Source organism: Streptomyces sp. NPDC091292, assembly GCF_044757265.1.
Taxonomy (GTDB): Bacteria; Actinomycetota; Actinomycetes; order Streptomycetales; family Streptomycetaceae; genus Streptomyces.
The window spans coordinates 1,069,053-1,091,105 of record NZ_JBIVUQ010000001.1; the positions used below are offsets into that span (position 1 = coordinate 1,069,053).

Annotated in this window: 24 protein-coding genes; 8 read left to right on the top strand and 16 right to left on the bottom strand. The window is 72.0% G+C overall.

Going from position 1 to position 22,053, the window contains the following annotated elements; genetic code table 11:
• The first annotated feature begins 68 nt into the window (after nt 1-68).
• Entirely contained in the window at nt 69-725 is a 657-nt protein-coding gene (locus tag ACIQNU_RS05345) for an HAD family hydrolase (RefSeq protein ID WP_401361098.1), read from the top strand.
• A gap of 123 nt (nt 726-848) precedes the next feature.
• Here ACIQNU_RS05345 and ACIQNU_RS05350 read toward each other — a convergent pair whose 3' ends face one another.
• Genes ACIQNU_RS05350 through ACIQNU_RS05360 form a run of 3 tightly spaced genes read right to left on the bottom strand, consistent with a single transcriptional unit; the run spans nt 849 to nt 2,165 of the window.
• Nucleotides 849-1,313: a protein-tyrosine phosphatase family protein gene (locus ACIQNU_RS05350; protein WP_401361100.1), complete on the bottom strand. Its 465-nt coding sequence runs from the start codon at nt 1,311-1,313 to the stop codon at nt 849-851.
• 46 nt (nt 1,314-1,359) lie between these two features.
• Entirely contained in the window at nt 1,360-1,563 is a 204-nt protein-coding gene (locus ACIQNU_RS05355; RefSeq protein WP_401361102.1) for a hypothetical protein, read from the bottom strand.
• Between the two features lie 53 nt (nt 1,564-1,616).
• Nucleotides 1,617-2,165 (bottom strand): DoxX family protein, encoded by a 549-nt coding sequence (locus ACIQNU_RS05360; RefSeq protein ID WP_401361103.1) that lies wholly within the window; start codon nt 2,163-2,165, stop codon nt 1,617-1,619.
• 160 nt (nt 2,166-2,325) lie between these two features.
• On the opposite strand from ACIQNU_RS05360, the gene ACIQNU_RS05365 reads away from it, so the two are divergent.
• Entirely contained in the window at nt 2,326-2,649 is a 324-nt protein-coding gene (locus ACIQNU_RS05365; RefSeq protein ID WP_401361105.1) for a nuclear transport factor 2 family protein, read from the top strand.
• A 220-nt stretch (nt 2,650-2,869) separates the two neighbouring features.
• On the opposite strand, the gene ACIQNU_RS05370 is transcribed toward ACIQNU_RS05365, so the two are convergent.
• The 3 genes from ACIQNU_RS05370 to ACIQNU_RS05380 all read right to left on the bottom strand — a co-directional run bounded on the left by ACIQNU_RS05370 (nt 2,870) and on the right by ACIQNU_RS05380 (nt 5,218).
• Complete coding sequence (locus tag ACIQNU_RS05370) at nt 2,870-3,757, bottom strand: PhzF family phenazine biosynthesis protein (protein WP_401361107.1); 888 nt, start codon at nt 3,755-3,757, stop codon at nt 2,870-2,872.
• A gap of 88 nt (nt 3,758-3,845) precedes the next feature.
• Nucleotides 3,846-4,319, bottom strand: coding sequence for a lamin tail domain-containing protein (locus tag ACIQNU_RS05375; protein ID WP_401362465.1), 474 nt, complete (start codon nt 4,317-4,319; stop codon nt 3,846-3,848).
• 137 nt (nt 4,320-4,456) lie between these two features.
• A complete protein-coding gene (locus tag ACIQNU_RS05380; protein WP_401361109.1) occupies nt 4,457-5,218 on the bottom strand; it encodes an SDR family oxidoreductase in 762 nt (253 codons plus the stop codon).
• Between the two features lie 176 nt (nt 5,219-5,394).
• On the opposite strand from ACIQNU_RS05380, the gene ACIQNU_RS05385 reads away from it, so the two are divergent.
• The gene (locus ACIQNU_RS05385) at nt 5,395-7,044 is read left to right on the top strand and encodes an alkaline phosphatase D family protein (protein ID WP_401361111.1); all 1,650 of its coding nucleotides are present in this window, start codon (nt 5,395-5,397) and stop codon (nt 7,042-7,044) included.
• Nucleotides 7,045-7,090: 46 nt separating this feature from the next.
• On the opposite strand, the gene ACIQNU_RS05390 is transcribed toward ACIQNU_RS05385, so the two are convergent.
• On the bottom strand, nt 7,091-8,092 hold the full coding sequence (locus tag ACIQNU_RS05390; protein ID WP_401361113.1) for a Gfo/Idh/MocA family protein: 1,002 nt from the start codon (nt 8,090-8,092) through the stop codon (nt 7,091-7,093).
• A gap of 80 nt (nt 8,093-8,172) precedes the next feature.
• On the opposite strand from ACIQNU_RS05390, the gene ACIQNU_RS05395 reads away from it, so the two are divergent.
• From ACIQNU_RS05395 to ACIQNU_RS05405, 3 genes are read left to right on the top strand one after another with little or no spacing between them, the layout of a single operon-like run.
• Nucleotides 8,173-9,573: a multidrug effflux MFS transporter gene (locus ACIQNU_RS05395; RefSeq protein ID WP_401361115.1), complete on the top strand. Its 1,401-nt coding sequence runs from the start codon at nt 8,173-8,175 to the stop codon at nt 9,571-9,573.
• Nucleotides 9,528-10,733 (top strand): serine hydrolase domain-containing protein, encoded by a 1,206-nt coding sequence (locus tag ACIQNU_RS05400; RefSeq protein WP_401361117.1) that lies wholly within the window; start codon nt 9,528-9,530, stop codon nt 10,731-10,733. Before ACIQNU_RS05395 ends, ACIQNU_RS05400 begins: the two co-directional genes overlap by 46 nt.
• Before the next feature lie 9 nt (nt 10,734-10,742).
• Nucleotides 10,743-11,735, top strand: a complete 993-nt coding sequence (locus ACIQNU_RS05405; RefSeq protein ID WP_401361119.1) for a small ribosomal subunit Rsm22 family protein — start codon at nt 10,743-10,745, stop codon at nt 11,733-11,735.
• An 18-nt stretch (nt 11,736-11,753) separates the two neighbouring features.
• Here ACIQNU_RS05405 and ddaH read toward each other — a convergent pair whose 3' ends face one another.
• Both ddaH and ACIQNU_RS05415 read right to left on the bottom strand, forming a co-directional pair.
• Nucleotides 11,754-12,581: a dimethylargininase gene (gene ddaH / locus ACIQNU_RS05410; protein ID WP_401361121.1), complete on the bottom strand. Its 828-nt coding sequence runs from the start codon at nt 12,579-12,581 to the stop codon at nt 11,754-11,756.
• Nucleotides 12,582-12,712: 131 nt separating this feature from the next.
• Nucleotides 12,713-12,895: a DUF6243 family protein gene (locus ACIQNU_RS05415; protein ID WP_401361123.1), complete on the bottom strand. Its 183-nt coding sequence runs from the start codon at nt 12,893-12,895 to the stop codon at nt 12,713-12,715.
• 144 nt (nt 12,896-13,039) lie between these two features.
• Here ACIQNU_RS05415 and ACIQNU_RS05420 point away from each other — a divergent pair, with 144 nt between their 5' ends.
• Nucleotides 13,040-13,708, top strand: a complete 669-nt coding sequence (locus tag ACIQNU_RS05420) for a TetR/AcrR family transcriptional regulator (protein ID WP_401361125.1) — start codon at nt 13,040-13,042, stop codon at nt 13,706-13,708.
• Nucleotides 13,709-13,714: 6 nt separating this feature from the next.
• On the opposite strand, the gene ACIQNU_RS05425 is transcribed toward ACIQNU_RS05420, so the two are convergent.
• Nucleotides 13,715-14,566: a glycerophosphodiester phosphodiesterase gene (locus ACIQNU_RS05425; protein WP_401361127.1), complete on the bottom strand. Its 852-nt coding sequence runs from the start codon at nt 14,564-14,566 to the stop codon at nt 13,715-13,717.
• A 192-nt stretch (nt 14,567-14,758) separates the two neighbouring features.
• Between ACIQNU_RS05425 and ACIQNU_RS05430 the strand changes: the two genes are divergently transcribed.
• The gene (locus tag ACIQNU_RS05430) at nt 14,759-15,526 is read left to right on the top strand and encodes a bifunctional DNA primase/polymerase (protein ID WP_401361129.1); all 768 of its coding nucleotides are present in this window, start codon (nt 14,759-14,761) and stop codon (nt 15,524-15,526) included.
• A gap of 22 nt (nt 15,527-15,548) precedes the next feature.
• Here ACIQNU_RS05430 and ACIQNU_RS05435 read toward each other — a convergent pair whose 3' ends face one another.
• The 6 genes from ACIQNU_RS05435 to ACIQNU_RS05460 all read right to left on the bottom strand — a co-directional run bounded on the left by ACIQNU_RS05435 (nt 15,549) and on the right by ACIQNU_RS05460 (nt 22,051).
• Nucleotides 15,549-16,529: a hypothetical protein gene (locus ACIQNU_RS05435; RefSeq protein WP_401361131.1), complete on the bottom strand. Its 981-nt coding sequence runs from the start codon at nt 16,527-16,529 to the stop codon at nt 15,549-15,551.
• Nucleotides 16,417-17,385, bottom strand: a complete 969-nt coding sequence (efeU, locus tag ACIQNU_RS05440) for an iron uptake transporter permease EfeU (RefSeq protein ID WP_401361133.1) — start codon at nt 17,383-17,385, stop codon at nt 16,417-16,419. The genes ACIQNU_RS05435 and efeU overlap by 113 nt, the downstream gene beginning before the upstream one ends.
• A gap of 50 nt (nt 17,386-17,435) precedes the next feature.
• Nucleotides 17,436-18,692 carry an iron uptake transporter deferrochelatase/peroxidase subunit gene (gene efeB / locus ACIQNU_RS05445; protein ID WP_401361135.1) on the bottom strand — a complete coding sequence of 419 codons (1,257 nt, stop codon included), beginning with the start codon at nt 18,690-18,692 and terminating at the stop codon, nt 17,436-17,438.
• Between the two features lie 15 nt (nt 18,693-18,707).
• Nucleotides 18,708-19,862 carry an iron uptake system protein EfeO gene (gene efeO / locus ACIQNU_RS05450; RefSeq protein WP_401361137.1) on the bottom strand — a complete coding sequence of 385 codons (1,155 nt, stop codon included), beginning with the start codon at nt 19,860-19,862 and terminating at the stop codon, nt 18,708-18,710.
• A gap of 156 nt (nt 19,863-20,018) precedes the next feature.
• Entirely contained in the window at nt 20,019-20,936 is a 918-nt protein-coding gene (locus ACIQNU_RS05455; RefSeq protein WP_401361139.1) for a heme ABC transporter ATP-binding protein, read from the bottom strand.
• Nucleotides 20,933-22,051, bottom strand: coding sequence for a FecCD family ABC transporter permease (locus ACIQNU_RS05460; protein ID WP_401362467.1), 1,119 nt, complete (start codon nt 22,049-22,051; stop codon nt 20,933-20,935). The genes ACIQNU_RS05455 and ACIQNU_RS05460 overlap by 4 nt, the downstream gene beginning before the upstream one ends.
• Nucleotides 22,052-22,053: the final 2 nt, after the last annotated feature.

Here is a 22,053-nt window from a genome sequence, read left to right on the forward strand (position 1 = left end):
GGTTCCGTTTCCGCGCGCCCCGGTCCGCCGTCCGGGCCCCCGGCCCCCCGCGCCCTACGCTTCGGACGGTGATCGAAACCATTGTGCTCGACGTCGGCGAGACCGTGATCCGTGACGACCGGTACTGGTCCGGCTGGGCCGACTGGCTCCGCATCCCGCGCCACACCGTCTCCGCCCTTGTCGGCGCCGTCGTCGCTCAGGGCCGCGACCACGAGGACGCCCTGCGCCTCATCAGCCCCGACATGGACATCACCTCGGCCCATCGCGCCCGGGACGTGGCGGGCCGGGGCGAACACCTCGACGAGAGCGACCTGTACCCCGATGTACGGCCCGCCCTCGCGGGGCTGCGGGAGCGCGGGGTACGGGTCGTCGTCGCGGGGAACCGGTCCGCCCGCGCGGGCGAGCTGCTGCGCGGGCTCGACCTGCCCGCCGACCAGGTCTGCACCTCGGGCGAGTGGGGCGTGACCAAGCCGAGCCCCGAGTTCTTCGAGCGGCTGCTCGGCGTCTGCGGCACCGCGCCCGAACGGACCGTCCACGTCGGCGTCCACCCCGCCCACGACGTCTTCCCCGCCAAGGCCGCCGGGCTGCGCGTCGCCCATCTGCGCAGGGGCCCCTGGGGCCATCTGTGGGCGGACGATCCCGAGGTGCTGGCGGCGGCGGACTGGCAGGTCGACAGCCTGACGCAGCTTGCGTCGCTGATCGGCGAAGGGCGCTCCGCTGGATGACCGGTGGGGGGGGCGGGCTGTGGGCTGTGAGCTGCGGGTCGTCGGTGGCTGGTTGCGCAGTTCCCCGCGCCCCTTGAGGGAGCCTGCGGCGCCCTACGCCGGCTGGAGGGAGTCTGCGGCAGCCTACGTCGTGAACTCCCTTACGTAGCGGCGCTGCCACGGGGTCTCCACGGCGTGCCGGTCGTAGTGCTCCCGTACATACGCGACCGCCTCGTCCGCCGGTACGCCGTCCAGGACCGCGAGACAGGCCAGGGCCGTTCCGGTTCGGCCCCGGCCGCCGCCGCAGGCGATCTCGACGCGTTCGGCCGCGCACCGCCGCCACGCGTCCGTCAGGACGGTCCGGGCCTCCGTACGGTCCCGGGGCAGCCGGAAGTCGGGCCAGCGCAGCCAGTGGGACTCCCAGTCGGTGGCGGGGGGCTGCTTGCCGAGGAGGTACACGGCGTACGTGGGGGTCGGGCCGGGTGGGAGGGGGCGTCGCAGACCGCGGCCCCGGACGAGGCGGCCGGAGGGGAGGCGCAGGATTCCGGCGGCTGTTTCCCAGCTTTCGACAGGGGTGCCGGGGGTCTCGCCGGGCATTCGGTTGGGCATTTGGCCACGGTAGGCCGGGGGAGCGGGGCGGGGTGGGGGTTCGGCGCTACTTGTCGTCCGTCTTCCGGCGCCTGCCCTTGTCGCGGTCGCCGCCGGCCTCGGTCTGCGCCTCGTCCTTGCCCTCGTCCTCGTCCGAGGTGCGGGCCGTGCCGGAGCGGTCCACCTCGAAGACCCGGCGCGGCTGCTCCTTCGCCTTCGCCTTCGCGCCGGTGGGCTTCTCGTCGTACGGGTCGGGCTTGCTCGTAGCCATGGGGGCCTCCTCGGGGTTCCTCGGGAGTTACGTCGAACGGGTGCCGGACCTGCTCATTCCTCCCGTTCCTCCTGCTCCTCCCGCTCGGCGGCGGCGGCCCGGACGCGGCGGGTGCGGGCGCCGATGACCTGGACGGCCGCGGCCGTGGTGACCGCGAGGGCGACCGGCACCATCCAGTCGCGGTTGAGGGCGTGATCGAGGGCGTGGTCGAGGGAGAGGCGGCCGGGGCCCGCGATGGCGATGCTCGCGGCGGCCAGGCCGAGTACGCCCGGGAGTTCGAAGCCGCCGTTCTGGCCGAACCAGCCGTTCGGGGCGTGCACGGCCGACGCGCCCGCCATCCCGCCCGCCGCAGCCGCGCCCGCCGCCGGGGTGGCGAGGCCCAGGGCGATGAGGGTGCCGCCGCCCGCCTCGGCCAGGCCGGACGCGAGGGCGCTGGGCCGGCCGGGCGCGTACCCCATGGACTCCATGGCGGCGCCGGTCGCCTCGATACCGCCTCCGCCGAACCAGCCGAACAGTTTCTGGGCACCGTGGGCGGCCAGGGTGCCGCCGACCCCGAGGCGGAGCAGCAGCAGGCCCAGGTCACGCCGGTCGAAGCAGCTCACGAGGGGTCCTTTCTCGGGCACGGACGGTTGCGGTTCTTCTCTCTACGGTGGCACTGGTCGGGCCGCGTGTACGGGGTTCCGCCGCCGTTCGGGTGGCGGGCGCCCGGGGCCGGTGTGAGTCTGGGCGCGGGGGCCGCCCAACAACGCACGGAGAGACCCCATGCCCATTCAGGTGACCCGGCTCAGCGACCCCGCCGTCCGGGACTTCGTATCGGCCGTCAACGCCCATGACAGGGACGCCTTTCAGGCCGTACTCGCGCCCGACGCGACGATGTCCGACGACGGCTCCGACCGGGACGTCGCCGATTGGACCGACCGGGAGATCTTCTCCTCGCACGGCCACATGGACATCGACAAGGAGACGGCCGGCGGCCGGACCCTGCTGGTCAGCTACCGCAACGACACCTGGGGCGAGATGCGCACCAGGTGGAACTTCGAGGTGGAGAACGGCAAGATCACACGGTTCGAAACCGGCCAGGCATGACGCTTGCGCTGGGCTTGACCGGCTAACTGGAGGGGCTCCGCCCCTCCACCCCACCACGCTGGCGCGCCCCGCCCGCCGACGTGACCGGGACCCCCCGGGCCCCGCCCGTGGCGGTTCGTGGTGATGCCGCCGGGGTGCGTCGTGGGGGTGTTCGCCGTTGCGGCGGGGGTGGGGGTGTTCGGGGAGCCGGGTGGCCTGGCCCGGCGGGAGTGGGGTTGGGTTATGGGGTGGGTAGGGGGACTGCTGCTCCCGTTACGCGTACCCGGGGGTCTTCCTCCCTCAGGTTTACCGTCAGGACGCCTGGGCGGCCCAGGTCTTTGCCCTGGTGGAGGGTTAGTTCTGCGGTGGGTGGGACCAGGGTCATGGTTCGGGCGTAGGCGCCGAAGGCTGCTGCTGCGGCGCCGGTTGCCGGGTCCTCGTAGACGCCGCCGACCGGGAACGGGTCGCGTACGTGGAAGGTGAACTCGGATTCTCGCCAGACCAGTTGGACGGTGGTGAGATCGAGGCCGTGCATCAGGGCGGTCAGGCGTGGTACGTCGTACGCGAGGTCGGCGAGGCGGGCTCGGGTCGCGGCGCCCAGGACGAGATGGCGGGCGCCCGCGTAGGCGATACGCGGCGGGAACGCCGGGTCGAGGTCGGCCGGCGGCCAGTCCAGCGCGGCCAGCGCCTCCGCGAGGTCGTCGTCCGTGATCTCCTCGATATGCGGCTCGACGCTGGTGAGCGTCGCCCGCAGGGTCCCGCCGACCGACGCGACGGTCACCGGGACGGTGCCGGCCGGGGTGGCGAAGACGTAGTCGCCGGTGCCGTGCCGCTCGGCGAGGGCGACCGCCGTCGCCACGGTCGCGTGGCCGCAGAAGGAGACCTCGGCCTGGGGGCTGAAGAACCGCAGCGTGTACGCGCGGCCCGGCTCCCCGAGACCGGCCGGCGGGTCGGTCAGGAAGGCGGACTCGCTGTAGCCGAGGTCGGCCGCGACGGCGAGGCGCGCCGCGTCGTCCAGGGCGGAGGCGTCCAGGACGACGCCGGCCGGGTTCCCGCCCGCCGGGTCGGTGGCGAAGGCCGTGTACCGCAGCACGCCGGCGGATGAGGCACCGTTCGAGGTCTGGTTCACGTGCTGGGCAACCGCTCCGCGCTCCGGGTCATTCCCCCACCCCCACCCTGGCATCGCGGCGCGGTTGCCCTCCCCCTTCAGGAGTGGCTCAGTGGCACTTCTTGTACCCGGGGTCGGACGTCGTCCAGGCGCACGAGTCGAGCAAGGAGCCGCTGGGCTTGATCAGCCGGGCCTTGTCGCTGGTGTTGTTCCAGACGTACGAGCCCCGGCCCCAGTAGCGGACGCCCGACGCGTCGGTGCCCTTTCCGGTGCGGACCTTCACGGTCTTGCCCGCGCCGATCTTGTAGCTGCCGAAGGTGTACGTGTAGCCGGTGTTGTCCTTCAGCTTGTAGCCCTTGAGCTGGATCGCGGAGCGGGTGTTGTTGTGGATGTTCACCCACTCCGCGTTCAGGGAGCTGTTGGAGCGGTTGTCCGATCCCGGGCTGTCGTACTGGATGTAGCCCAGGTGCAGGCCGCCCTGGTGGGCCGGGGCGGTGGCCGCCGATGCCGGGGTCGCGGCGAGGAGCGGGGCCGCGAGGGCGAGGGCGGCGAGGACGGACGGGGCTGCGGCACGCAGACGCAACATGTGCTCCAAGTGTGGATATTTGATGGAGAGTTACGAGAAGAGATGCCGAGCTTAGGGGGAGCAGGCGGGCGTACTGTGCGGAATCATCCGTTCCGGATGTGTAGATCTCCACTCCGGCACCGGCGGCGATCCGTTCAGCCTCTGCCGATGAACGGCATCGTCGTCGCGAGCACCGTCGCGAACTGCACATTCGCCTCCAGCGGCAGCTCCGCCATGTGCCGGACCGTGCGGGCCACGTCCGCCGCGTCCATCACCGGCTCGACCGCCGACTCGCCGTTCGCCTGAAGGGTTCCGGTCCGCATCCGCTCGGTCATGTCGGTCGCCGCGTTCCCGATGTCGATCTGCCCGCACGCGATCCGGTACGGACGGCCGTCCAGGGACAGCGACTTCGTCAGACCGGTCAGGGCGTGCTTCGTCGCCGTGTACGGCGCCGAGTTCGGGCGCGGCGCGTGGGCCGAGATCGAGCCGTTGTTGATGATCCGGCCGCCCTGCGGATCCTGCGCCCGCATCTGCCGGAACGCCGCCTGCGCACAGAGGAAGGCGCCGTTCAGATTGGTGTCCACGACATGGCGCCACGCCTCGTACGGCAACTCGTCGAAGGTGAGGCCGCCGGGGCCGAAGGTGCCCGCGTTGTTGAACAGCAGGTCGAGCCGGCCGAAGCGGTCCCGTACCGCCGTGAACAGGGCCGCCACCTCGTCGGGCCGCGCCACGTCGGTACGGACCACCAGCGTCCGCGCTCCGTCGGCGGCCAGCGCGGCGGTCGCCTCCAGGGTCTCGGGGCGGCGGCCCGCGAGCGCCACGGACCAGCCGGTACGCAGCAGTTCGAGGGCGACGGCCCGGCCGATGCCGGATCCCGCGCCGGTCACGATCGCGCTCTTCGTTCGCTCGTCGGTCATGGCCCCGCAGCGTACGGGAGCGGGCGCGCGCGGCGGCATGGCCGAATCCGTACCGGTGACGGGCGTCCCTCATGCGGAACTCATGCATCCGCCATCTGAGTGCCGTGTACGCGACAGGATCGCGTCGTTCCCCACCACTCCAATGACCATGACATCACCTGTCAGGGGAGGACCGGATGACACCCGCAGCACGTCGTACACCGCCGTCGCAGCACGCCCCCGAACTCCGCGCCGCCGCCCGTCACCTCGGCCGCCGAAGATTCCTCACCGTCACCGGCGCGGCAGCCGCGCTCGCCTTCGCCACCAACCTGCCGACCGCGGGCGCCGCCGCGGCAGCCGAACTCGACGCCCGCAAGCTCACCGACGACCCCTTCACGCTCGGCGTCGCGTCCGGCGACCCCCGGCCCGACTCCGTCCTGCTGTGGACCCGGCTGGCCCCGGCCCCGTACCAGCCGGACAGCGGACTGCCCCAGCAGCGCGTCACCGTGCACTGGGAGATCGCCCACGACGACCGCTTCCGCCGCGTCGTGCGGCGCGGCGCGGCCACCGCGCACCCCGAGTACCACCACGCCGTCCATGTGGAGGTCGAACACCTCGACGCCGACCGCGTGTACTACTTCCGCTTCCGCGCCGGCGAGTGGACCAGCGAGACCGGCCGCACCCGTACCGCGCCCGCCACCCGGTCCCGCGCCGCCGCACTCACCTTCGCCGCCGTGTCCTGCCAGGCCTACCACGACGGCTACTTCACCGCGTACCGGCACCTCGCGGACGAGGACATCGATGTCGTCTTCCACCTCGGGGACTACATCTACGAGTACGCCGTCAACTCCGCGGGCGGCGCCCGCGCCTACACCGACCGGACCCTGCCCGACCTCTTCAACCGCGAGACCGTCACGCTGGAGGACTACCGGCTGCGGTACGCGCTCTACAAGAGCGATCCGGACCTGCGCGCCGCGCACGCCGCGCACCCCTTTGTCGTCACCTGGGACGACCACGAGGCCGAGAACAACTACGCGGGCGCCATCGACGAACAGGGCGGCCCGCCCGAGGAGTTCCTGCTCCGCCGGGCCGGCGCGTACCGGGCGTACTGGGAGAACCAACCGCTGCGCCGCGCCCAGCTCCCGCAGGGGCCCGACGCCCAGCTCTACCGCCGTCTCGGCTGGGGCACCCTCGGCCAGTTCGACATCCTCGACACCCGCCAGTACCGCTCCGACCAGGCGTACGGGGATGTCGCCCATGTGCCGGGACCGGAGACCCTGGACCCGGCGCGCTCCATCACCGGCGCCACGCAGGAGCGGTGGCTGATCGACGGCTGGCGGCGGTCGCACGCCCTGTGGAACGTCGTACCGCAGCAAGTCGTCTTCTCGCAGCGCAAGTTCGACCTCAACCCCGTGTCCAAGGTGAGCATGGACGCGTGGGACGGGTACGCGGCGTCCCGCGCGCGGGTGCTCGCCGGGGCCGAGGCGGCCGGTGTGGAGAACCTGATGATCCTCACCGGCGACGTCCATGTCGGCTACGCCTTCGAGATCAAGCGGGACTTCGACGACCCCGGGTCACGGACGGTCGGTACGGAGATCGTGGCGACGTCCGTCACCAGCGGCCGGAACGGCTCCGAGAAGCCGGCCAACTGGAACACCTACATGACGGCCAACCCGCATCTGAAGTTCTACAACGGCCGCCGCGGCTATGTGACCGTCTCCCTGGACCGGGAAGCGGCCCGCTCGACCTTCAAGACGGTCGACGCGGTGACGACCCCGGGGGCAGCGCTGACCACGGCGGCCTCGTTCACGACGGAAGCGGGCGCCCCGGGTCTGCACCCGTCCTGAACCGACCCGCCCCTCGCGAACCCGTCCTGATGCGGACGGAGTCGGATCAGCGGACTTCGTCCGGGTACCGGATTCCCACCTGGTCCCGGACGGAGTCCAGCGTCCTCATCACGGCGAGCGACGACGACAGCGGCACGAGAGGGGACTCGGTCGCACCCTCGCGCAGACACCGCATGACCTCCGCCGCCTCGTGCCGCAGGGTGCCCCGGGGCCCGTCCGCCGGATCGAGCAGGAACTCCTCGGGCTCCCGGCCGTCCCGGTGCAGCACGAACCGCTCCGGATGGAAGAAGCCCCCCGGAATCTCCACCCGGCCCTCGGAACCGGTCACCGAAGCGGCGACCGGCGTACTGCTGTTGACGGCGCAGTGCAGCACGGCCTGCGCACCGCTGTCCCACGACAGCACCATCCCGGTCTGGAGGTCGACCCCCTCGGGCGACAGCGTCGACCGGGCCGTCACCCCCGAAGGCTCACCCAGGAAGAGATGCGCGAACGACACCGGGTACACCCCGAGATCGAGCAGCGCCCCACCGCCCTGCGCGGGGTCCCGCAACCGGTGCGTGGGCGGGAACGGACCGTCGATGCCGAAGTCGGCCTGCACGGTACGGATCTCACCGAGCGCGCCGTCGTCGACGAGCGCCTTGAGGCGGCGGATCAGCGGGTTGCAGTACATCCACATGGCCTCCATCAGGAAGAGGCCGCGCTCCCGCGCCAGATCGACCAGCTCACCCGCCTCGCGCGCGTTGAGGGTGAACGCCTTCTCGCACAGCACGGCACGCCCCGCCTCCAGGCACATCCCGGCGGCCTTGCGGTGCGCGGCGTGCGGGGTCGCGACATAGACGATGTCGACCTCGTCGTCGGCGGCGAGCGACGCCCAGTCCCCGTAGGCGCGCGGAATCCCGAACCGCTCCGCGAACGCCTTCGCGGACGCGTCCGTACGGGACGCCACCGCCACCACATCGGCGTCGGGCAGATCCAGCAGGTCGCCCGTGAACGCGGCGGCGATCCCTCCGGTAGCCAGGACGCCCCACCGCACACGTTCCGCCGTCATCGCGAACCCTTCTGCGAGGTCTCGACCACTCTGTTCGAACTGAGAGCATAGAGACCGGATTCGATGAAGGGGAGGGGCAGATGCCCGAGCGCGGGCGCACCAGACGCGACGGCGAGGACCGAGAGGGCCACATACCGGACCACCGGCAGGGACCCTCACCGACCACGACACCTACGAAGACACCGCCGGCGACACCGGCCGTGATGCCGGTCACGAAGCCGAATCCGGCCGCCGCCACGACCGCCGCCCCTGACCCCGCCGCCCTCCGCCGCACCGGACTCCTGGTCACCTTCATCCTCGGCGGGCTCACGGCCGTCCCGCCGCTGTCGATGGACATGTACCTCCCGGCGCTGCCCGACGTCACGGGCGCCCTTGACGCGTCCGCGGCCACCGTGCAGCTCACCCTCACCGCCTGCCTCGCCGGGATGGCACTCGGGCAGCTCGTCGTCGGACCGATGAGCGACAAGTGGGGACGGCGGCGCCCCCTGCTGATCGGGATGCTCGTCTACATCGTCGCCACGGCGGCCTGCGCGCTCGCGCCCGACCTCAACACGCTCATCGCCTTCCGCCTCCTCCAGGGCCTCGCCGGAGCCGCCGGGATCGTCATCGCCCGCGCGGTCGTCCGCGACCTGTACGACGGCGTCGACATGGCCCGGTTCTTCTCCACGCTGATGCTGATCTCCGGTGTCGCCCCGATCGTGGCGCCCGTCATCGGCGGCCAGGTGCTCCGCGTCACCGACTGGCGGGGCGTCTTCCACGTCCTCACGGTCGTCGGCATCCTGCTCACCGCGCTGGTCTGGTTCCGGCTGCCCGAGACCTTGGCCCCCGGGAAGCGGCACGCGGGCGGTGTCGGCGCGGCCCTGCGCACCATGCGCGGCCTGCTCGCCGACCGTGTCTTCAGCGGCTACATGCTCGCGGGCGGCTTCACCTTCGCCGCCCTGTTCTCGTACGTCGCCGCGTCCCCGTTCGTCGTCCAGGAGATCTACGGCGCGTCCCCGCAGACCTTCTCGCTGCTGTTCGGCGTCAACTCCATCGGGCTCGTCCTCGTCGGCCAGATCAACGGCAAGATCCTCATCGGCCGCGTCAGCCTCGACAAGGCGCTCGGCACCGGGCTCGCCCTGGTCACCGCCGCGTCGGTCGCACTGCTCCTGATGACCACCGGCGTCTTCGGCGAGGTCGGCCTGTTCCCCGTCGCCGCCGCGCTGTTCGTGCTGATGTCCGCGATGGGCCTCGCCCTGCCCAACACCAATGCGCTCGCCCTGCTGCGCACCCCGCACGCCGCGGGCTCCGCGTCCGCGCTGATCGGTACGTCGTCGTTCCTCATCGGCGCAGTCGCGTCCCCTCTCGTGGGTATCGCCGGGGAACACACCGCCGTCCCGATGGCCGTCGTCCAACTGGCGTCGTCGCTGGTCGCCGTCGGCTGCTTCGTGGGACTGTGCCGACCTGGACGCGGACGCCGTACGGAGGAGGTGGCGAGCTGAGCAGCGCACGGCTGAGGACCGGTTCGGCGGAGCGCGCCGGGCTCGACCCCGGGCCGCTCGCCGACCTCGTCCGCGCGGTGCGTGCCCTGCCCGGCGGGGCGCGGCCCTGGTGCGGGGGCGCGGTCGTCGTCGCCGGACGCGGACCCGTCGTCGCGGTCGAGGAGGCGGCGGGCTGGGCCGTGCGGTACTCCGGGTACGACGAGAAGGCCGGCGCGGGTGTGGAGCTGCCGCCGGACGCGCGGGTCCCGGCCCGTACCGACACGCCCTTCGACCTGGCCTCACTGACCAAACTGTTCACGACGGTCGCGGCCGTGCAGCAACTGGAGCGCGGCACGCTCGGCATCGACGCCCTGGTCGGCGCGTATCTGCCGGACTTCAGGGCCGCCGCCGCACACCGCGTCACGGTACGCCAGCTCCTCACGCACACCTCCGGGCTGCGGCCCGAACTCCCGCTCTACGACTGCCGGGACGCCGCGGCCCGCCGGGCGGCGCTGCGCGCGGAGGCCCCTGTCACGGAGCCCGGCGCCTACGTCTACTCGGATCTGAACATGCTGCTGCTCCAGCACCTCCTGGAACGGGTGACGGGCCGCGGCCTCGACGTGCTCGTCCGGGACGGGATCACCCGGCCGCTCGGGATGGCGGCGACGCGTTTCGGGCCGTGCCCGGGGGCGGCGGCCACCGAGGACCAGCGGCGGCCGTGGGGCAAGGCGGACCGGGGGATGGTCCGGGGCAGCGTGCACGACGAGAACGCGTGGGCGCTCGGCGGGGTCGCCGGGCACGCGGGCCTCTTCTCGACCGGACGCGACCTCGCCGTCTTCTGCCGCACCCTGCTCGCGGGCGGCTCGTACGGTACGGCGCGGATCCTCGGGCCCGACTACGTGGAGCTGATGCTGACGGCGCCGGGGCTCGGGTTCGCCGTCGACCAGCCGTGGTTCATGGGGGAGCTGGCGGGGCGCGGGGCCGCCGGGCACACCGGGTTCACCGGGACCTCCCTCGTCCTCGACCCGGCCACGGACACCTTCCTGATCCTCCTCGCGAACACGGTCCACCCCGTGCGGCGCCCCGCCGACAACGCGCCGAGAGCGGCGGCGGCGACCTGTCTGGCGCGGGCCGTGGCGGACCGGCGGCCGTCGTCGTCGGTGGCGGCGCCACCCTCGTAGAATCCTGGGGTGAACGCCCCGCACACCTCCGTCGACAGCCTCCGTGCCGTGCTCGACGGACTCCTCGACGGCATGTCGTCCCGCCAGGCCGCGCAGTCCGTCGAACGGCTCATCGGCCACTACCGGGGCCGCACCCCGACCAACGCCCCGGTTCTACGGGACCGCGCCGATGTCGCCGCGTACGCCGCCTACCGCATGCCCGCCACCTACGAAGCGGTGTGCTCCGCCCTGGCGGCCTTCGCCGACACCCTGCCGGAGGGCTGGGCGCCCGAGGGGCATGTGGACATCGGCGGCGGCACCGGGGCCGCGGCCTGGGCGGTGGCCGCCACCTGGTCGGGGGCGCGCCCGGTGACGGTCCTGGACTGGTCGGAACCGGCCCTGGCGCTGGGCCGCGAGATCGCGGCGGACCACCCCGTACTGTCCTCGGCGACCTGGCGGCGCGCCCGGGTGGGCCCGGCGCTGACACTGCCGCCGGTCGATCTGGTGACGGTGTCGTACGTACTCGGCGAACTGACGGAGGCGGACCGGGCGGCGGCGATCGACGTGGCGGCGGGGGCCGCTCAGTCGGTGGTCGTGATCGAACCGGGGACGCCCGAGGGGTACGGGCGGGTGATCGAGGCGCGGCGGCGGCTGGTCGACGCGGGGTTCCGGGTGGCGGCGCCGTGTCCGCACAGCGGGGCGTGCCCGATCGTGCCGGGGACCGACTGGTGCCACTTCGCCGCCCGGGTCAGTAGGTCGTCGTTGCACCGGCAGGTCAAGGGCGGCTCACTCCCGTACGAGGACGAGAAGTTCAGCTATGTCGCGGCGACCCGCCTGCCCGCGACACCGGCCGCGTCCCGGGTGGTCCGCCACCCCCAGATCCGCAAGGGCCAGGTCCTCCTGGACCTCTGCGACCCGGACGGCACCCTGCACAAATCCACGGTCACCAAACGCAACGGCACGCTGTACCGAGCGGCCAGGGACACACGCTGGGGCGCGCCCTGGCCACCTCCGGGGGAGTAGCCCCCTTGCGGAAGGCCCCTAGGGGCGTAGCTCCTGGGTGCAACATTTCACGCTGCCGCCCCCTTTCAGCAGCTCCGAGAGGTCCATCCCCACCGGGGTGAACCCTCGCTCCCTCAGCGGGTCGAACAGGCCCCACGCCGCGTGGGGCAGCAGGACGTTCAGGCCGTCCGACACCGCGTTCAGGCCCAGGGACGCCGCATCGGCCTCGGTGGCGATGAGGGCGTCCGGGAACAGGCGTTCCAGCACGGACCGGCTGCCCGGTGAGAAGGCGCCGGGGTAGTACATGACCTCGTCACCGGCGTCGTCGAGGACGGCCAGTGCCGTATCGAGGTGGTAGTAGCGCGGATCTACCAGGTCGAGCCCGATCACCGGGCGCCCGAAGAACTCCTGAGCCTCCCCGTGCGACAGCGGGCTGGCGCGGAAGCCGCGTCCGGCGAGCACGTAGGAGGCGGTGACGGCGAAGTCGCCCTCGCCCTCGTTGATGTGCAGCGGCTCGTGGATCTCGTCGTAGCCGTGGGCGCGGAACCAGTCCAGATGCGCCTCGGCCTCGGCCTCCCGCTCCGCGTAGGCGAACCGGGCGCCGAGCACCCGTCCGTCCACGACTGTCGCGCCGTTCGCCGCGTAGACCATGTCGGGCAGTCCGGCCCGGGGGGTGAGTTCCTCGACGGTGTGACCGAGTGAGCGATAGCGGTCACGGAGGTCCTCCCACTGCGCCACCGCCAGCGGGACGTCCACCGGCTTGGCGGGGTCCATCCAGGGGTTGATGGAGTAGGTGACCTTGAAGTGTGCCGGTGAGCACATGAGATAGCGCCGGGGTGTGGCGCGGCGACCAAGCAGACCAGGCAATGAGGGCTCCTCACGACCGCAGGATCAGAGACTGCCCAGGGTGGGGTCAGTCGCTGCCCATGGTGCGCCCAGAGGAGCCCTCACCGCAGTAAACCGAACGGGTGGTTGTACGACAGCCCGTTCGCGGACACTCACGATTCACCGGATGTCGGGCGGCCCTCCTTCAGTTTGCGCAGCAGCTCCCGCTTCTGCGCCTGCGGATCGAGACCCCCGCCGACCTGGCCGCCACGGCCACCGCCGCGCAGCGCCTTGCGGGACATCTTGCTGCGGGTACCACCGACCCCCAGCATGTTTCCGGCCGATCCCTTGCTCATACGCCGTCACCTCCGTCACTCGCGCACTCGCGTACGACTTCGTGGCTTCACTATGAACGAGACGTATCGTCTTGCTCAACCCCTTTTCCGTCGCCCGTCGCCCCACCCAAGACGCTCCGTCTCGTCACGCTGTACATTCCCCGCATGACCAGAAACGCCACGGACCCGAAGCCGGACTCCAAGACCGACCCGAAGAAGGACGGCCTCAAGCCCCCGCCCGACGCCGCCCGCCGCAGCGAGCGCTCCCGCCGCGCCATCTACGCCGCCGCCCTCTCCCTCGTCGCCGAGTCCGGGTACCCGAAGACCACCATCGAAGGCATCGCCGCACGCGCCGGCGTCGGCAAGCAGACCATCTACCGCTGGTGGTCGTCGAAGGCCGAGGTGCTGCTCGAAGCGTTCCTCGACCTCCAGGACCAGGCCGCCGAGGCGGCGGGCGGCACCCCGTTCACGTTCCCGGACACCGGCGACCTCGCGGCCGACCTCAAGCTGGTCCTGCGCGCCACCGTGGACCAACTCCACGACCCCAAGTTCGAGGCACCGTCCCGCGCACTGGCCGCCGAAGGCGTCGTCAACGCCCAGGTCGGCACCGAATTCGTCGCCAAACTCCTGGAGCCCCAACTCCAGCTCTACGTCGAGCGGCTGCGCTCCGCCCAGGCCGCCGGTGACATCCGCGCCGACATCGACCCGCGCATCGCCCTCGAACTCTTCGTCTCACCCGTCGCGCAGCGCTGGCTCCAGCACAGCGGGCCCCTCAGCTACGCGTACACCGACACCCTCGTCGACTACGCCCTCGGCGGCCTCACCCCGCGCTGAACCCGGTCACCGGGGTTCGGCCGCCCGCGTGCCCGCCCGCACGGGCGTCCGCGCCATCAGCCCCGGGGCGTCCGTCAGGACACCGTCACAGCCGAGCCGCAGCACCCGGTCCCGCTGCCGCGCAGAGTTCACCGTGTGCGCCCACACCCGGGGCACCCCCGAGCGCACCGCCCGTACGAGATCCGTGTCACGGGCCTTGTGGTCCACGTCCAGGACGTCCACGAACGGCGCCCACCGCTCCGGGCGGTCGGTACGCATCTGCCGTGCGGAGCGCCAGAGTTGGGAGAGGAGTCCCAGGGCGTGGGCGCGCTCGGCCACATCGGGGCGGTTGGAGTTGACCAGGACGGAGCGGCTCAGGCCCCGGTCCTTGATCAGTGCGCCGAGCGCCCGCAGGCTCCGCGGATCCTTCGCCTCCAGGGTCAGGACGATCCGGCCGCCGAGCCGGTCCAGGACCTCGGCCACCGTCGGCGGACGCTCGGCCCGCCACCTGCCCGGCAGCTCAGGGCCCGGCCGCAGCCGCACCGCGCGCCAGTCGGCCCGTGACAGCCGCTCGACCGGGCCCGTGCCCGACGTCGTACGGTCCAGGGTCGCGTCGTGCATCACGACCGGGGTGCCGTCCCGCAGCATCCGGGTGTCGAAGTCCAGGACCTGGGCGGTGGAGCGGTCGTACGCCGCCATCAGGCCCGACATGCTGTTCTCCGGTACCTCAAGGGCCCCGCCCCGGTGCGCGGTGTACACGAGGGGCGGCAGCGCCCGCAGGGTGAAGGGTCCGGCGCCCCACTCGACAGGCGTGAGCACGCCGGTCGGCCCGAGGAGGGCCAGCGAGGTGAGGCCCGTCAGCAGAGTCCTGGTGACCATGGCGACCACGGTAGGCCGCTAAATCCCGGTATGCCCCGCAATGACACCGTATTCAGGCTGCGGACACGGCCCCTTACTGACCCGTAAGGACCCCGGATGAGGGCTCCGGCCACCCGGCGCGCAGGATGGTGGGACGATGGACGGACGAGTCGGCACTCGGGACTCGACACTCGGGACGGGGTGAGGGGACAGATGGGCGCGGAGTTCGACCGCAGGTCCGGTGGACAGTTCGACCGCAGGTCCGGCGGAGAGGGCAGGATCTCCCAGTGGCTGCGCGGCCTGCGCCCCAAGGGGTCCGACGGTGCCGCGACCGCCCACGACTCCGCCCGCGAGGACCTGCTGATCGGCGCCGCCGCCGCCGGACTCCCGCTGGCCCCCGCCGCCCACCCCTCCTCGTACCGCTGCTCCTGCGACCGCGTCGGCTGTCCCACCCCGGGACAGCACCCCGTCTCCTTCGCCTGGCAGACCCAGTCCACGACCGACCGCGCCCAGATCGAGCGCTGGGCCCGGCATCAGCCGCAGGCCAACTTCATCACCGCGACCGGCATGGTCCACGACGTGCTCGACGTACCCGTGGACGCCGGGCGCGAGGCGCTGGAGCGGCTGCTCGCCTCCGGGATCGACGTCGGGCCCGTCGCCGAGTCGGGCGGCGACCGGATGCTGTTCTTCACCGCGACCCGGGGCACCCCCGACGACGAGGACGAATGGTGGCCCTGCGAGCTGGACTGCCACCCCGAGACCATGGACGAGCACCCCGGCCTGCGCTGGCACTGCCGCGGCTCCTACGTCCTGGTGCCCCCCGCCCGCCTGCCCGGTGACCTGGCCGTCGAGTGGGTCCGCGGCACCGAGCACCCGCTGCCCGACCCGCTGAACCTCCTCGAAGTCCTCACCGACTCCTGCGCCCGGCACGCCGGTTCGGACCAGGACCACGCGTCGGTGGCGTGGCCGCTGCGCGGCTGAGCCTCGGCGGGGCCGTTCGGCGCTATTCGCCCTTCGCCCCCGTCAACCCCTGAATCCTGCTCAGGAACTGGACCTTCGAGTCCGTCGCCGTGCGGGTCGGGTCCAGGACCGCCTGGTTCGAGACGCGTTCCAGGGTCACCGACTGTTTGGCGTCGCCCGTCATCAGGGCCTTCACATCGGGGTCGATCGTGAGGTTCAGGCCCTTCGCCGCCGTCTGCTTCTCGTAGTGGTGCGTCGAGAAGAAGACCAGCGCGCCGCCGTCCTTGGTGCGCAGCGCCAGCGGTGCGTACGCGCCCGACACCATCGGCCGGTCCACGTACTGCCTCGCCAGACCGGGTCGGCTCGCGTTCTTCAGCCGCTGCTCACGCCACGCCGAGGTGTGCGTACCGGGCGCGAACGCGTCGCCGCCGTCCTGGAGATATGTCGCGTACGCCTTGCTCAAGTCCTTCGGCGCGAGCGACAGTTCGGGGGAGTCCACCGGCACGGGCCGCGCCAGGCCGTCCTTGTCGAGCCGGAACTCCGGCACCTTGTCCGGCGCCATCACCGTCAGATACGCGGCCTGCCACACCTCGTCGGGGCCCGTGCGCGTGAAGATCAGGACCCAGCGGTTGTCCAGCTTCGGGTCGTCGTCACGGTCCCGGTTCGAATCGGTGTCCGCCAGGAAGAACTTGGGCCAGCCCGCCTGCTTCGGAATCGTGAACCGGGCGTCCGTCAGCGTCAGCGGGACATGGTTCGGATTGCCGTCCGGGTTGCTCGCCCGGCGCGCCGTGAGACCGGCCTGGTTGATGGCGCCCAGCGGGCCTGTGACCCGGTCCGCGTCCAGGGCCGGGTCCAGCGCCTTGTCCGCCGCGTTGTAGGCGGCGGTGAAGTCCTTCAGGGCACGTGCCGCCTCAGCCTTGGTCGCGGCCGGCAGCACCTCCCGCTCCCCGTGCACCGTCACGCACCCGCTCGCCGTCAGCGACAGCACCGTCAGCGCCGCCGCCGTCGCGAACGGCCGGCTCACCCTGTGCAGCTTCTCCATCGGGCCCCTTCGCCTTCCCGTTCCCGGCCCCGAACCCTACCGGGGCGAAGAACAGGGCGAGCGTCGGGATCAAGTACAGCGCCCACACCGTGACCTGAAGAACGGTCGGGTCGGGCTGGAAGTTGAACACACCCTTCAGCAGCGTCCCGTACCAACTGTCCGGCGGAATGGTCGTACTGATGTCGAACGCCTTGCTCGTCAGGCCCGGCACGATGTCCGCTTCCTGGAGGTCGTGCAGCCCGTACGCGAGGACACCGGCCGCGACGACGACCAGCATGCCGCCGGTCCAGGTGAAGAACTTCGCCAGGTTGATCCGGAGCGCGCCCCGGTAGAACAGCCAGCCCAGGAGCACCGCCGTGCCGAGGCCGAGGAAGGCGCCCAGCATCGGCTGGAAGGTGCCGTTCTCGGAGCCCGCAGCGTGGATCGACGTCCACACGAACAGCGAGGTCTCCAGACCCTCCCGGCCCACCGCGAGGAACGCGGTCGCCACCAGCGCGCCCGTGCCCATCAGCAGCGCCGAGTCGAGCTTGCCGTGCAGCTCCTTCTTCAGATGCCGGGCCGTACGCCGCATCCAGAAGACCATCAGCGTCACCAGCGCCACGGCGACGATGGACAGCGAACCGCCCAGCGCCTCCTTGGCCTTGAACGTCATCTCCTGCGAGCCGAACTCCAGCGCGAAGCCGAAGCCGAGCGAGAGGAGCACCGCCACCGAGATGCCGATCCAGATCGGCCGCAGGGCCGCCCGGTGATCGGTCTTGACGAGATAGGCGACGAGGATGCAGACGACCAGGCTGGCCTCAAGGCCCTCACGCAGCCCGATCAGATAGTTGGCGAACATTCTCTTCCCTCGGTTGGTAGTGCGGTGCGCGGTCGGGCGGACGTGCCCGGTCAGGCGAACAGGGCCCGGCCCCACCAGTCGTCCGTGTCCCGGACGCCCGGCGGGATCGCGAAGACCGCCGAACCGACGTGCTGGATGTACGCGTTGAGCGCGTCCGCGCGCGCCAGGCTCCGCTGCACCGGGATGAACCCCTTGCGCACATCGCGCTGGTACGCGAGGAAGAACAGGCCCGCGTCGAGCCGGCCGAGCCCGTCGGTGCCGTCCGTGAACGAATAGCCGCGGCGCAGGAGCGTCGCGCCGCCGTTGGTGTCGGGGTGCGCGAGCCGGACGTGCGCGTCGGGCTTCATCGCCTTCAGGAACGGCTCGTCCCGCTCCTTCGCCCTGCCGACCGGGGCACCCTCGCCCTTGTCGCGCCCGAACACGTCCTCCTGCTCGCCGAGCGAGGCGCGGTCCCAGGTCTCGATGTTCATCCGGATCCGCCGCGCCACCAGATACGAGCCGCCGGCCATCCAGTCCGGGCCGTCCTGCTCGCCCACCCACACGTGCTCGTCCAGGCGGTCGGTCTCGGTGCCCGCGATGTTGCGGGTGCCGTCCTTGAAGCCCATCAGATTGCGCGGGGTCTGCGCGTCCGGCGTCGTCGACGAGGTCTTGCCGAAACCGAGCTGGGACCAGCGGATGGCGACCTTGCCGAAGCCGATCCGGGCCAGATTGCGGATCGCGTGCACCGCGACCTGCGGATCGTCCGCGCACGCCTGCACGCACAGATCGCCGCCGCTGCGGTGCGCGTCCAGGTTGTCGCCGGGGAACTTCGGCAGGTCGACCAGGGCATCGGGCCGCCGGTCGCGCAGGTCGAACCGGTCGAACAGGGACGGCCCGAAGCCGACGGTGAGGGTCAGCCGGGACGGCTTGAGGCCCAGGGCCTCCCCGGTGTCGTCCGGCGGAGCCTCCGCGAGCCCGCCGAACGCACCCTCGCCGACCGGGTGCCCCGCGGTCATCCGCTCGGCGGCCCGCGTCCAGTCCTTGAGGAGCTGGACGAACTCGGCGCGGTCGTCGGTCTTCACGTCGAACGCGGCGAAGTGCAACCGGTCCTGTACGGCGGTGGCGATCCCCGCCTGCACCGCGCCGTGGAAGGGCACGGCGGCGCCGCTCTCCGCGACCGGCGCCGCGTCGTCACCGCGCACCGCCGCGACGGCTGTGCCGGCCGCGACGGCGCCGAGCGCGATCCCCGCGCCACCCCAGCCGAGCAGCACCCGCCGCGAGGGCGCGCCGTCCTGAGACGTGCCGGTCGCACTGTCCTTGTCCCGCATGGCCGTCCCCTGCCGCTACTTGGTGACGACGGCGGCGGCGAGCTTGGACAGCGGCTCGGCGAGCGCGTTCACCGCGTCCGACAGCTCCTTGCGGTCCGCCTTGCCGACCTTCTCGTAGGACGTGAAGTCGTACGAGGAGGTGTTCTCGCGGTACTTGTCGAGCAGCGTGTTCAGGGCGGCGAACTGCTTGTCGAGTTCCTTCGTCAGCGCCGGGTCGTTCTCGGCGGCGACCGGCTTCAGCAGCTCGTACGACTTCTCGGCGCCCTCGACATTGCCCTTGAAGTCGACCAGGTCCGTGTGCGAGTAGCGCTCCTCCTCACCGGTGACCTTGCCGGTGGCGACCTCGTCGAGGAGTTCCTTGGCGCCGTTGGCCATCGAGGTCGGCGTGATCTCCGCCTTGCCGACCCGCTTCTGCCAGTCGGTCAGGTCGGTGATGAGCTGGTCGGCGAGGTCCTTCTCGCGCTGCGTGATCTTCTTGTCCGCCCACAGGGACTTCTCCAGGCGGTGCCAGCCCGTCCAGTCCTTCACCGGGTCCTGGCCGTCCTCCAGACCGTCCTCACGGATGTCGACCTTGGGGTCGATGTCCCCGAACGACTCGGCGACCGGCTCGGTGCGCTCCCAGCCGATGCGCGAGGTGGCGTACGCCTTCTTGGCGGCCTCGATGTCGCCCGCCTTGACCGCGTCCGCGAACTCCTGGGCCTTCGGCAGGGTCTCGTCGGCCTGCTCCTGCGCGTACTGGCGGTACGCGGCGACGGCGGCGTCGAGCCGGGGGTCGCGCTGGGCGACCTTGCCGCCGGTCGCGGTGACCTTCTGCCGGATGCCGTCGCCCTTCATGCCGGGCTTGCACGCGATCTCGTACGAACCGGCCTTGATCTCCGCCGTGAGCTTCTGCCGGGTGCCGGGGCCGATGTTCTCGCGCTCGGTGACGATGCGGTCGTCCGGGAACAGGACATAGACCTCGGTGACCTTGGAGCCCTTGTTCTCCACGGCCAGTTCGATGTGCCCGGCCGGGAACTCCTTCTTGGAGACGTCGCACTTGTCGTCGGTGGCGGTCACATTGATCACGCGGTCGCCGCCCTTGGCGTCGCTCTTCTCGGTGCAGCCCGTGACGGCGGCCAGAGCCGCCGCGGTGGCGGCGGCGGTGACGACAGAGAGTCTGACGGCGCGCATACGGGCTCCAAAAAGAGGGGTTTGTCGAAGGTGGGGCGGAGGTGAGGCTGGCCTAACTTATCCGAGGCTTACCTTCTCCGTCTTCACTGCTCCCGTGATTCACCTCTCAAGGATTCGCAGGGGAAACGGCCGCATCACGATAGAACCAAAGGAAATTCACGGGCGGGTCAAGGGATGGTCAAGCGGCCGTCCGTGGGTCTGTCCGTGGGTCTGCCCGTGGGTCCGTTCCGGGACGATCAGCAGGGCGCCCGTGCGGGGGTGCGGAAGGATCTCGATCCGGTGGCCGTACACCGTGCTCAGGGACTCGTCCGTGAACACTTCGGCGGGCGGCCCGTCGGCGGCGATCTCCCCGTCGTGCAGGACGGCGACCCGGTCCGCGTAGGCGGCGGCCAGGCCCAGGTCGTGCAGGACGACCACCACCGCGTCCCCGGCGGCGGCCCGCTCCCGGCAGATCCGCAGGACCAGTTCCTGATGGCGCAGGTCGAGCGCGGCGGTCGGCTCGTCGAGGAGCAGCAGCGGCGCGCGCTGGGCCAGCACGCGGGCGAGCGCGACCCGGGCGCGTTCGCCGCCGCTGAGCGCGGGGAACGGCCGGTCGGCGAACCCGGTCACCTCGGTCGCGGCCATCGCGGCGCGCACGGCCGGATCGTCCTCGTCCTCGCGGGGCGTGCCCGCCCAGGGCGCGCGCCCCATCCGGACGACGTCCTCGACCGGGAAGGGGAACGACAGCGCCGCGGACTGCGGCAACACGGCCCGGCGCAGGGCGAGTTCGGCCGCCGTCCAATCGCCTGCGGCGCGGCCCGCGATGTGTACGGTGCCGTCGGCCGGCGCCAGATCGGCGCCGAGCGCGGACAACAGCGTCGACTTCCCGGCGCCGTTCGGTCCGATGAGGGCCAGCACCTCACCGGCGCGCGCGGCGACATCGACCCCACGCAGCACGGTACGGGTCCCCAGCCGGACGGTGAGGCTCCGCGCCTCGGCGACGATGTCCCCGGGCGCGAAGGGATCGGGCAGCGTCCGGGTCCGTCCGCCCAGGAGGGCTCGTACGCGGGAGATGGTGGTGTCCGTGTCCGTCATGCCCAGCCTCCTTGCCTGCGACGGGTCCTGCGCAGCAGCCAGAAGAAGAACGGGCTGCCGAACAGGGCGGTCAGGACGCCGAGCGGCAGTTCGGCGGGCGCGGCCACCGTGCGGGCCGCGAGGTCGGCGCCGACCAGGACGAGCGCGCCGCCGAGCGCGCTGCCCGGTACGAGGAAACGGTGCCCGGGTCCGGCGGCCATCCGCAGCAGATGCGGTACGAGCAGTCCGACGAAGGTGATGATCCCGGCGACCGCGACCGCCGCCGCGGTGAGCAGCGCCACGACGAGGATCAGGGTGATCCGCAGCCGTTCGACGTCGACGCCGAGGTGGCGCGCGGGGCGTTCGCCGAGGGCCAGGAGGTCGAGCTTCCGTGCGGACAGCGGCGCGACGAGCAGGCCGAGGGCCGCGCAGGGCAGTACGGCGAGCACCTTCGGCCAGGTCGCCTGGGCGAGGGAGCCGAGCTGCCAGAAGGTGATCTGGGTGATCTGGGCGTTGTCCGCGAAGAAGATCGCGAGCCCGATGAGGGCGCCCGCGAAGGCGTTCACGGCGATCCCGGTGAGGATCAGCGTGACGACCTCGGTACGGCCGCCCGCCCGCGACAGCACATAGACGAGCAGGACGGTCACCAGGCCCGCGACGAACGCGGCGGCCGTCACCGTCCAGTTGCCGAGGAAGGTCAGCCCGAACGCGATGGCCGACACCGCGCCGACCGCCGCGCCCGCCGAGATCCCGATGACCCCGGGCTCGGCGAGCGGATTGCCGAACACGCCCTGCATCAGCGCGCCCGCACAGCCCAGGGACGCCCCGACGAGCAGGGCGAGCACGACCCGTGGAAATCGCACGTTCCACAGGACGCTCTCGCCGACCCGGTCCAGGGCCTGCCCGCCGAGCCCCATCCGGTGCTGCACGGAGGCCAGGACATCACCGAGCGGGATGTGGTACGCGCCCGTGCCGGCGGAGACCAGGGCGACGACGGCGAGCGCGGTGACGAGGGCGGCGGTGAGGGGGACGGTCGTGCGGTGTTTGCGTGCGGAGGCCGGGGCGGCGGCGGGTGGGGTCGGGGTTGATGGGGTCGGTGGTTCGTCCGGGGCGGCGGTGTCGGTGGGGCCCGTCAGAG

Coding starts and splice junctions, on each gene's coding strand:
- ACIQNU_RS05390 (WP_401361113.1), bottom strand. CDS start 8,092: ATGACGGCGGAACGTGTGCGGTGGGGCGTCCTGGCTACCGGAGGGATC.
- ACIQNU_RS05415 (WP_401361123.1), bottom strand. CDS start 12,895: ATGAGCAAGGGATCGGCCGGAAACATGCTGGGGGTCGGTGGTACCCGC.
- ACIQNU_RS05420 (WP_401361125.1), top strand. CDS start 13,040: ATGACCAGAAACGCCACGGACCCGAAGCCGGACTCCAAGACCGACCCG.
- ACIQNU_RS05365 (WP_401361105.1), top strand. CDS start 2,326: ATGCCCATTCAGGTGACCCGGCTCAGCGACCCCGCCGTCCGGGACTTC.
- ACIQNU_RS05385 (WP_401361111.1), top strand. CDS start 5,395: ATGACACCCGCAGCACGTCGTACACCGCCGTCGCAGCACGCCCCCGAA.
- ACIQNU_RS05455 (WP_401361139.1), bottom strand. CDS start 20,936: ATGACGGACACGGACACCACCATCTCCCGCGTACGAGCCCTCCTGGGC.
- ACIQNU_RS05380 (WP_401361109.1), bottom strand. CDS start 5,218: ATGACCGACGAGCGAACGAAGAGCGCGATCGTGACCGGCGCGGGATCC.
- ACIQNU_RS05350 (WP_401361100.1), bottom strand. CDS start 1,313: ATGCCCAACCGAATGCCCGGCGAGACCCCCGGCACCCCTGTCGAAAGC.
- ACIQNU_RS05395 (WP_401361115.1), top strand. CDS start 8,173: ATGCCCGAGCGCGGGCGCACCAGACGCGACGGCGAGGACCGAGAGGGC.
- ACIQNU_RS05425 (WP_401361127.1), bottom strand. CDS start 14,566: ATGGTCACCAGGACTCTGCTGACGGGCCTCACCTCGCTGGCCCTCCTC.
- efeO (WP_401361137.1), bottom strand. CDS start 19,862: ATGCGCGCCGTCAGACTCTCTGTCGTCACCGCCGCCGCCACCGCGGCG.
- ACIQNU_RS05430 (WP_401361129.1), top strand. CDS start 14,759: ATGGGCGCGGAGTTCGACCGCAGGTCCGGTGGACAGTTCGACCGCAGG.
- efeU (WP_401361133.1), bottom strand. CDS start 17,385: ATGTTCGCCAACTATCTGATCGGGCTGCGTGAGGGCCTTGAGGCCAGC.
- ACIQNU_RS05355 (WP_401361102.1), bottom strand. CDS start 1,563: ATGGCTACGAGCAAGCCCGACCCGTACGACGAGAAGCCCACCGGCGCG.
- efeB (WP_401361135.1), bottom strand. CDS start 18,692: ATGCGGGACAAGGACAGTGCGACCGGCACGTCTCAGGACGGCGCGCCC.